Origin of the sequence: Paenarthrobacter sp. NPDC057355 (genome assembly GCF_042667405.1) — a bacterium.
Classification (GTDB): Bacteria; Actinomycetota; Actinomycetes; order Actinomycetales; family Micrococcaceae; genus Arthrobacter.
In genome coordinates, this window is sequence record NZ_JBHVAL010000037.1 from 1 (window position 1) to 8,850 (window position 8,850).

Below are 8,850 nucleotides of genomic sequence, written 5' to 3' on the forward strand. Positions count from 1 at the left end.
CGGCCAGGAGACCGCGTCAACCGTTGTTCGGGCCGCCGTACCGGCAGGCATGGTCCGCGCCGCTCACGGCCGGCAGACCATGGTTGCGCTGCTCAGACACGAGAAGTTCGCGTTGCGGAACCGCAACGGCCGCGCGACCATCGTCGCCGTCCTCCGTGCCCTTATCGAGCGTGCCGACTACGAGAGCATGACGGCACGACCGGGCTGGGAAGCCCTCATCGAGGCCACGGGGACGTCCAGGACGACCGTGGCGCGAGTTCTTCGCCTCCTGGCCTCATCGGCCGCGTAGCGCCAGGGCACGCAAGCCAACGCGCCGCTGCCGGCCCTGACGGGCAACGTCATCAACGAAGCAGCCGTGTACGTACTGTGCGCGCCCTCGCCGCTTGTGCTTGCGAACAAAGTCGGCACCCCTCCCGCCTAGGCGGTTCTCACCTTAAAGAGAAAGAGTTAACCCATACACGCGCGCAAGGAAAAACATTCACCCCGACGTGGCTCCGCCAGACTCATTCCTGCAAGCGCCGCAAGCGGCCCACCTGCCGCCCAGATGCCATGGCGTCCAGAACTGCTATGGCCAGTCCACCGGACACCCAAACGCCATATACAGCGTGTGGCCGCCGCGTCTGAGATCCGTTACCGGAGCTTTCCCCTGCGTTTGCATGACGCCCACGGACATGGCCAGCTCCTGCAGGGACTTCTTTCTGGCAGGTTGGACCGTTGCGGACATCCTGCACGCCCTCAATTGGCGCCCTGACGGGACGCTGTGGCCACACAGCGGCGCACCGGAAACCAAAGACGCCTGGCGGATGCGAGGCTGGCTGAGGCACCGCCTCAGCCACTGGCGCACCGAGGCCGGCGAGCCACTGCGCTCCCGCGATCAGCAGGAAGCAGCCCGGGCAGCTGCTCTCCGCCGCGAACAGGAGGCCGAGCATCGGCGCATCCTGGAACGCCAGGCCGAGCGCGCGGCCCAGCTGGACGTCGGCGACTCCCCCGCCAAGGTCACCGCGATTGCGAAGATCCGCGCCATGTTCGACGCCAACAAACGCACACGTTCCGGCCGACATGTGCACAGCAAAAGCTCTATCCTTCGGGCTCCTGCACACATGCTGGACAACAGGAACCAGCTGACCGCCTGCACACAACCGCCAGGTCACCACGCGCGGGAACCTCACCCACCACAACCGGCGGACGTGCACAGCCTCCTGAGTGACAACACTGGTCATTATTTTGAGTTGAGGGCAGCCTCAGCTATTGAGAGCGCTTCGTCAGCTCGTTTGAGGGCGGTAATGAGCCACTCCTCTTCCGCATCTTCAAGCATCATTCGAGCTTCGACCCTGGTGGCAGCCAACGCTTCCGCAGTCGCATCCGACCGAAGGAGTATGTGAGTAGCTGCGGTAGTTGTATCAACCCGCGTGACCATGTCCGTCACGTCGGCCAACAAGGAGACGTTCATTCCACTCATGGGGTCGCTTGAGAAAACGGACGTCGGTGTACGCTAAGCGTGGTTTTCCTCACGGGTCCTCGAACCGGTCGGGTGGGTTGGCGTGGCTTGTGACATGACAACGAGTCTTTTAGCGGGCAGACTGTCCAACTCGTCCTCATTTGGGGGGACTTTGAGGAAGAGAGATGGATGTGAAGAATCAGATGATGCAGTTGTCTTTAGGTGGCGGGCCGGGAAACAAGGTTTTTAGGACGATCCTTGGAGTTGGGGCGGCGGCTGTTGTTGCTGTGTCTTCGTATTCCATGGGTGCATCCACGGGCAGTACGTCTGCTTTGGCTTCAGGCAGTGACGCCCCGGTCACATCAGTCTTGATCGGCAACGGCACGTCAGGCGCAGCTGATGGTAGGGCCGCCAGTGCAGCGAAAGTCAGTGATCCTTCCGGCGTTCCTATTTCGGAAGTCATCGAGAATGCCAAGGCCAGTGACGCTGCTGGATTCGCCTCGAAGCTTGAGATGTTGAAGGCCAGCCCGGAGTTCTCGGGTTTCCTTATTTCCGAGGCTGGATCTGTTGAAGCCGGTGGTGGGGAGGGCCTCGCGGCAGCGCTCACCAAGGACCAGGTCAAAGCGTTCGTTGCCAGCATCAAGGGCAAGAGCTTTGAAGTCATTACCGGTAAGGACGGCAAGCAGTCTGTTGCTTTGACCACTAAGAAGACTCCCCAGTCTGGGGCATCTGTCCGGACTGCCAGCGTGAACAGTGAAGCGACTATCACTACTGCGGGCTGGTCCGGTCCGTCCTGCTGGCAGGGCTGGTTCGCGGCTGGCGGCTACGCTGCTGCTACTGGCGCTATCTGCGGAGCCGTGGGTGCGATGAGCGCGGGAATCGGCGGTGCCGCTTGCGGTGCCGGGGCATGGGCCTTTGGCACCGGGATTAATTGGAACGATGCCTGCAGGTAACAGAAGGAGAATCCAAGTGCCCCACGGTTCGCCGTACATGACCCCCCGCACTTTTGCAGGCCGGGCGTACGTTTACCTCGCCTTTACAGGTGGATTATGGTCCGCTCAGTGGCTACTCTTCTGGGCGACGAATGGCGTCATCCCGGAACCGACGCTCTTTGGGCTCTTCATGCTCGCCTTGATTTCCCTGTTCTGGTTTTTCATGCCACCTCGCCCATGGTTTCCGACAAGAAGATCGTCTAGCAGGGGCCAGTAAGGTCTGGCGGCTCCAGCCAGCGGTCTAATGCCGAGGCTGGGGCCGTTTTGTCGATGGTGGGAGGTTGTGAGGGTCCTCATATATCCAAGGCGTATAGCGACACGCCGGACCGCCTCCCACTTAATGGAAGCTGCTTCACCTTGGATGGGTTTATCCACTTCGAGGAACAGGAGACAAAATGCCTATGCCAAGCAAGGGCAAGCGTCATAGCGTCACAGCGCGCCTGCCGATCGCTGATGCGGAGAAATTGGAGGCAATTGTTAAAGCCACCAATGACACACGCGGCGACTACATCGTCCGTCTCGTGACTGCACACCTCGCAACCATCGACCTCGAAACCCTCAAGGCCAAGCAGGAGGCCTTACCAATGGCCAGTTAACTAGGAAGGCCCGCACGAGGCGGGCCTTCAACAAGTATGACGTTCAGATCTCGTTCTTGGCGGGACTGCGATCTGAACTAAGAAGCTTCCTCTCGCGAGGACGCTCCCTTTTTCGTACCTTCGAACGAAAGGTTACTGCTCTCTATGGTAGCGGACCTTGCCGTGCCGTCAACGCACGCGCCGATCCATATCACGCCGCATGTCGTCCCTGGGGACCCTCTCCCCCGCGTCCCGGGCTACGTCGCCGTGCAAGGACTCCCGGGCTTGTGGAAGAAGCGGGACGCCGCGTTGGTGGGCGAACACACCAAGCGCACAGAGGCCCCCAGACGAGTCAACCGCATGGCTGAACGTGACCCCGACATTGTTCTCCGCGCCGTGCCTGAAGGCAGCTGCGTCCTTACCTCAGACTTCGATTGGCTCGATGCCATCGGACAGCACCCAAAACTCGTGCTGCGTAAATCTGACTTCCGCCGCAACGTGCTGACCGTAGCCGGACTTTTGCGCCTGACCTTTGATTTCAACAGCCACACGGCCGCCCCGGGCAACGCGTACCTCCGGGCAATGGCAGGCATTGGCAAGGGAACCTTGGGCAGGGTCAAGCGCTGGCTCAAACGCTACGGGTTCCTTGCTGACGTAGCCGGCGGCCGCTCAGCGATCTACACCCCAAAAAACTGCCTCGGGTTCTCCCACCTGCACAAGGGCGGAGAACGCGAGGACCGAATGGCCGACCGGGCGGTCTACGTCCTGTGCCGTCCTGCCACCGAAGAGGAGCTGGCACAGTTCGGCGAGGAAGAAGTTCAGCGCATGGATTCCAAGTGCAAGCTGGACCCGCTGCTGAGCCTGTTCGGGCTCGCTGTGGACGTAAATGGCAACCCTATCCCCTCCAAAGGAAAACGCTCCCCCAAAGGCAGAACGGAGTGGGCTTCGCCCACTCTGAAAACCTATTTTGAGGCGACAACTAAATACGTGGCAGATATCGCGGCCGCTCGTACAGATTTGCACTGGCCACTAGATGGGACGACAAGCGCCCCTGACGAGGCAACCCGCGATTTCAACGAGTTGCAAGCGGCCCGAACCGTTCAGTGGTACTCACCACCGCTCCGTAAGCTGCGCTCACGGCACCTGGCGAAGATCCTCGCCCCCTATTTCCGGGCCGATTACACCCCCGCTGATATCCTTCACACTCTGGATACAAAACCGGACGGCACACAGCACCGTCATGATGGTTTCGACGGCGCCAAGGACGTTGCCAAGCTGCTCCAACACAAATTGGGTTTCTGGCGTCTGAACGGCCAGCCTGTCTACAGCCGCAGTCAACGCGCCATCCAGCGCTCCCAGCAACTGAAAGCCCAGGCCGAAGCTGACCGCCAACGGCGTCAACGAGCAGCCGCAGAGCCCCGGCCTGCTACCCCGGCAGGGTCTTGGCGGACCCGCTTCGCAGAGGACTACGAACGAGGCCTCCAAGAGGCCTCCGCACGCGGCGCAACGCGCTGACACCCAATGTGGACCGCTTTGAGATTCATCCTCCGGTCTCCACCGGCCCACAATGGGAACAGCGCGAAGACTTGAACTGTTGGATACCTACAGTTCAGGATCCGCCGGCACCAGGTCGCCGGAAGAAGCAAATAACCCTAGATCACACAGAATCCTTCAATTTCCCCGGAAATTCGCTGTGTAGGACTCCTCCAACCGGACGGGTTTCCCATGGTCCAAGACTCGAGTCGCCGTCTCCTCTACAGTCCTGGGTTGGGTTTTTTCAGCTGAGACGACATACATCTACTGTGCGGGGCCGGGCACTGGTGGGGACAGGAACCGTCAGCACGTGCGCGGGTTCCAAAGCGCTCAGCGGACTACCTGCTAGCTACTGACGGGGAGTAACCGCAGCCGGGGACGGCGATCATCACAACCACAAGCCGCAATTTATCCTAAGGGGACTTGCAACATTATTCCTAGGGGGGTCTGAGAGAGATATCAAGAAGCCCCCATCCCTCGAAGGAGAAAACATGCACAACAGCTATCTTGCCGGGAAGGGGGGCTAGCGTACTTACTGAAGGTCTCCCCTACCGACATGCGCCGGGGATACGAGAGGACAAAGTGACGATAAAACGAGAACTGGAAGCCGTGGCGCACAAGGAGGGCAAATGGTGGGAAATCCGCATCCATGAGCTTGACCGGGTAACTCAGACCAGCCGGACGAAGGACATCCAGAACATGGCAACCGACCTCGCAGCAATTGCACTCAACCTTGACCCCGATGAAACTAAGGTGAACGTCACCCTGAGGCCGCCCGGAGACATCATGAGCCGATGGACGCAAGCCAGAGAAGATGCTGAAAGAGCGCAGGAGCTGTCCACCAAAGCCGCGTCCGAATCGCGCGCCGTCGTCGCGGAACTCAGCCGGCCGTTCACCATTACAGAGGTAGCCCGCATGTTGGGCATCTCTACTCAGTGCGTCTCCCAGCTCAAGGCGAAGAAATCGCTCGGCGGCGGGGTAAGCACGAACACCAATAGGCTTTAGAATCACTATGATATTGTTTTGATGCTACTATCAAAACAGTTCAGCAATTATACTGTTGCAGTGTCGGATTGCGACTGAAACAGCATCGCCTTGATATTGAGGCAGTAGCACTTATTCGCATTGAGAGGAAGACATGCCAGTAGTTCTTGTCGGCAGCCAGAAGGGCGGTCCGGGCAAAACAACGACAACAGTCAATGTCGCGGCCGAACTTGCCCGCCTGGGCCATGATGTCCTGATCGTTGACTGCGATAAAAGCACGGAGTCCTCTACTACGTGGGCGCAGGACCGCGCCGAAGACGACTCACTCCCTCGTGTCCATGCCATCCAAAAGACCGGGAACGTCCGCGAGGCTCTCAAGGACCTCGCTACCCGGTACGACTACGTGATCGTAGACGCCCCCGGGCACGATAGCCAGGAATTGCGGACGGCCATGACGGTGGCGGATCTCATGATCATTCCTACCCGCCCGTCCCAATTCGACCTGGATACACTTCCCGGCATGGCCGGGCTGATCGAAGCAGCTCAGGACATGAATCCCAAACTCAGAGCTTTTGTCCTCCTGACGCAGGTACCCACGGACTCGAATGCCACAGAGCAAGACGAGGCAAAGGACTACCTCCGGGACTACCCGCAGCTCCCCCTGATCGACGCTGCATTGAAGATCAGGAAGGCCTACCGCGACAGCATCCCCACGGGCCGGGGCGTCATTGAGATGCCAAACGCAAAAGCAAAAGCAGAAGTACAGGTACTGGTAAAGGAGATCCAAGGATGCCTATAAAGAAGCGCGACCCACTACCCACCTCCCCGGCAACAGCTCCGGCGGACGAAGCCGCCATCGCGAAGAAGGCCGAGGAATTCGGCAGGGGCGGCTACGCGCCGGAAGTTCAGGAGGCGGCACTTGATCCGAACGCGCCCGTGGGTCCGCAAGGAATCTTGTTCCGGTATAACGACTACCAGAAGCAGCTCCTTAAAGAGGAAGCTGAGGTCGACAGGCGCAGCCAGCAAAAGCTCCTGGAATCCATCATTTGGCCCGAACTGGAACGCCGCCGCGCGAGCAGGAAATAGTTGCAAGACAGTATTGCAACAGTATTATTATGATTTCATAATGATACTGCCGTAGTGGCAGACGTTTTTCAGTTCCACACAAGCTCGCAACAGGCGGGGGGGAGTATGACAATGAATAGGTCATTGAGCTTCGGGAAGTCTTAGAGTCATTCCCGCAGGCCGGGCCGTGGGTTGCGAAGTTGATACGGAAATCCGTCCGGCAGGGCAGTGAGCTGGTCATCATCTTCACCTCACCTGACGCCTTTCGGCTCCAGGTCATCATGGCGCCCGGGCGACTATCACCGGAGGCAGACGTTTATCTGATGGCTTTCCATTACATGACCCCAGATCGTCCTTGAAAAGAGCCGAAAGCCCCTCATGGACGATCACCGGGTCATCGCAGCGGCTCCACCAGCGGAAATCCGCGCGATTCTGGACGAGATGAAGCTCAGGTCAGCCCCGTTCTGGGGGCGCAATCCGATCCCGCGCTGGACGCTTGACCTCCAAGCAGGCTAAGGCCCGGCCGTCTGCCACCCGGCAGGAGCATCAAGTATCACCGCAATATCGCCATGATACTTAGGTAGTTGCACGCTCAGGACCACATATGAGGGGTACTGGGACTCTCGCACAGCGAAAATGGGCTCCCTTGACAGGTAAACCGGGTGAATCCCCACTAGCGTGGGGAATTGCGCCGTCTGCCGCGAACCCGCTGCGTTAATTCAAGAACGATCGCGACCCGGGCACCCGAGTAATCGGCACTCATCCTTCCGGGGGACATCACCGCTGGGGTACTTAGGCCCGGCCAGGTACTTGAAGTGTGCAAACGCTCGGCACTTTGGCGGTTTGTAGGCAGAACGGGCTCATGTGCGGCAGATACGTGATGTCCAAGGCCACCAGTGATCTCCTGAGCCACTTCGAGGCCAAAGAAGTTGAGGGCAGCCCATTTTGGCCCGTGTGTCTTTGTTGAAGCGCAAGGGGCAGCTGGGGGTCTGGAGTTTCCGCACTCTTGGATGGTGTTTGTCCCTGTGTGGCTGGACACAACCTATTCAGTTTGGAGCGGGCCTGGGGCGGCGCCGGGATGAACTGGTGCGGTGGATGAATGTCTTTCAGGGACCTTCGTGCCGGTTGTCCAACGACGGAGGCTGAGTGGGGGCCTGGCATGTTTTGTGGCTTCGTGTTGCCGCTCTCAATACCCGGGAGAGTTTCCCGAACGTATCAATGAACTGGACAGCCTTGCCCCTGGCTGGGACGAAACACCCGTATGGGCCCCTCCAAGCCCGTTGGCTCTCTGGCCTCCGAATAGTCCTGAAGGCTTCTTTGGTGCCGGCAAGCGTGTGCGGAGTGAGGGGCTTCGGTGCTTGGGAGCCTGGGTGGTGATTCCCTCCGTATTCGAGGGTGACCGTGGGTCGGTTGTTTTTCTTCTTTTGCGTCACGTTCGGGGGTTTGCGCCGGTTATGTAGGTGCCCGGGAGCGTGGTGTGGGCGGCATGGAGTGAGACCCCCTGCTGCAGGAACGCCGTGAAGCGCCTCGGGTGAGCAGTGCGTGCCGTTGAATGACTCAGCCCCCTTGAGACCCCGGCGCGCAGCGGCGGCGGACGTGGTGCCGTCGTGTCGCGTGGCCGGGTGGGGCCACGCGACCTGCTCCCCAAAAAGGCGGCCTGTAACAAACCGCCCGCAAGGAAATGCCCTCCTGACCGTTGGCTGGAAGAACGCCCAGCACGGTTTCGCTATGGGCCCGCGGTAGGCAGGGGGCCTGCGCGAGAGATTTCCTTCTGTTAGGGAAAGGCAGGAAAGGCCGGTACCAGTTCAGATCTGGTACCGGCCTTCTGTGCTCTTCCCCCCCCAACGTGCCTCGGACCGTCCACGGCAGAGGATGATTGGGGGCTTCTTGCGTCTAATCCCCGCGGGTGATGCGCATCACTCATTGGGGGTGGTGGTGGTTCAGTGTGTGCTGGGGTTTTGAGGAGATGGGCTCAGAATTTCTTGTGGGGGCCTCGGTCCTGTATCCCTGTCGTAGCCGACTCGTTCCGGCAGGAAGGAGTCGGCAGTTTCATCGCATTTGGGTGCGTGGCGCCGCCTACCCGGGGAAGACTCCGCGCGGGCACCGGGGCGCTGCTGGGCATGAGCGTAGGGGTTGTTTCTTTGAAGAAGGGAGGAGGAGACCCCTTTGGGGTCTCCTCCTCCTGTTTATGGTGCGTCTAGATTCTTGGGGGAATCAGTGTTGACGATGTTGATCGTAGTGATGGTCCCTGGCAGGACACTGG

At 59.8% G+C, this 8,850-nt stretch carries 8 protein-coding genes; all 8 read left to right on the plus strand.

What is annotated here, in order from left to right; genetic code table 11:
• The coding region (locus ACFUOZ_RS21100; protein ID WP_377551931.1) for a hypothetical protein at positions 1-289 on the plus strand (289 nt) is incomplete at its 5' end.
• 367 nt (positions 290-656) lie between these two features.
• The gene (locus ACFUOZ_RS21105) at positions 657-1,382 is read left to right on the plus strand and encodes a hypothetical protein (RefSeq protein ID WP_377551933.1); all 726 of its coding nucleotides are present in this window, start codon (positions 657-659) and stop codon (positions 1,380-1,382) included.
• A gap of 241 nt (positions 1,383-1,623) precedes the next feature.
• On the plus strand, positions 1,624-2,391 hold the full coding sequence (locus tag ACFUOZ_RS21110; protein WP_377551936.1) for a hypothetical protein: 768 nt from the start codon (positions 1,624-1,626) through the stop codon (positions 2,389-2,391).
• A 434-nt stretch (positions 2,392-2,825) separates the two neighbouring features.
• Complete coding sequence (locus ACFUOZ_RS21115; protein ID WP_377551938.1) at positions 2,826-3,026, plus strand: hypothetical protein; 201 nt, start codon at positions 2,826-2,828, stop codon at positions 3,024-3,026.
• 144 nt (positions 3,027-3,170) lie between these two features.
• A complete protein-coding gene (locus tag ACFUOZ_RS21120) occupies positions 3,171-4,520 on the plus strand; it encodes a hypothetical protein (protein WP_377551940.1) in 1,350 nt (449 codons plus the stop codon).
• Between the two features lie 600 nt (positions 4,521-5,120).
• On the plus strand, positions 5,121-5,543 hold the full coding sequence (locus ACFUOZ_RS21125; protein ID WP_377551942.1) for a hypothetical protein: 423 nt from the start codon (positions 5,121-5,123) through the stop codon (positions 5,541-5,543).
• A gap of 133 nt (positions 5,544-5,676) precedes the next feature.
• Positions 5,677-6,321 (plus strand): AAA family ATPase, encoded by a 645-nt coding sequence (locus tag ACFUOZ_RS21130; protein ID WP_377551945.1) that lies wholly within the window; start codon positions 5,677-5,679, stop codon positions 6,319-6,321.
• Positions 6,312-6,608 carry a hypothetical protein gene (locus ACFUOZ_RS21135; protein ID WP_377551948.1) on the plus strand — a complete coding sequence of 99 codons (297 nt, stop codon included), beginning with the start codon at positions 6,312-6,314 and terminating at the stop codon, positions 6,606-6,608. Before ACFUOZ_RS21130 ends, ACFUOZ_RS21135 begins: the two co-directional genes overlap by 10 nt.
• Positions 6,609-8,850 lie beyond the last annotated feature (2,242 nt).

Coding starts and splice junctions, on each gene's coding strand:
- ACFUOZ_RS21105 (WP_377551933.1), top strand. CDS start 657: ATGACGCCCACGGACATGGCCAGCTCCTGCAGGGACTTCTTTCTGGCA.
- ACFUOZ_RS21110 (WP_377551936.1), top strand. CDS start 1,624: ATGGATGTGAAGAATCAGATGATGCAGTTGTCTTTAGGTGGCGGGCCG.
- ACFUOZ_RS21115 (WP_377551938.1), top strand. CDS start 2,826: ATGCCTATGCCAAGCAAGGGCAAGCGTCATAGCGTCACAGCGCGCCTG.
- ACFUOZ_RS21120 (WP_377551940.1), top strand. CDS start 3,171: ATGGTAGCGGACCTTGCCGTGCCGTCAACGCACGCGCCGATCCATATC.
- ACFUOZ_RS21130 (WP_377551945.1), top strand. CDS start 5,677: ATGCCAGTAGTTCTTGTCGGCAGCCAGAAGGGCGGTCCGGGCAAAACA.
- ACFUOZ_RS21135 (WP_377551948.1), top strand. CDS start 6,312: ATGCCTATAAAGAAGCGCGACCCACTACCCACCTCCCCGGCAACAGCT.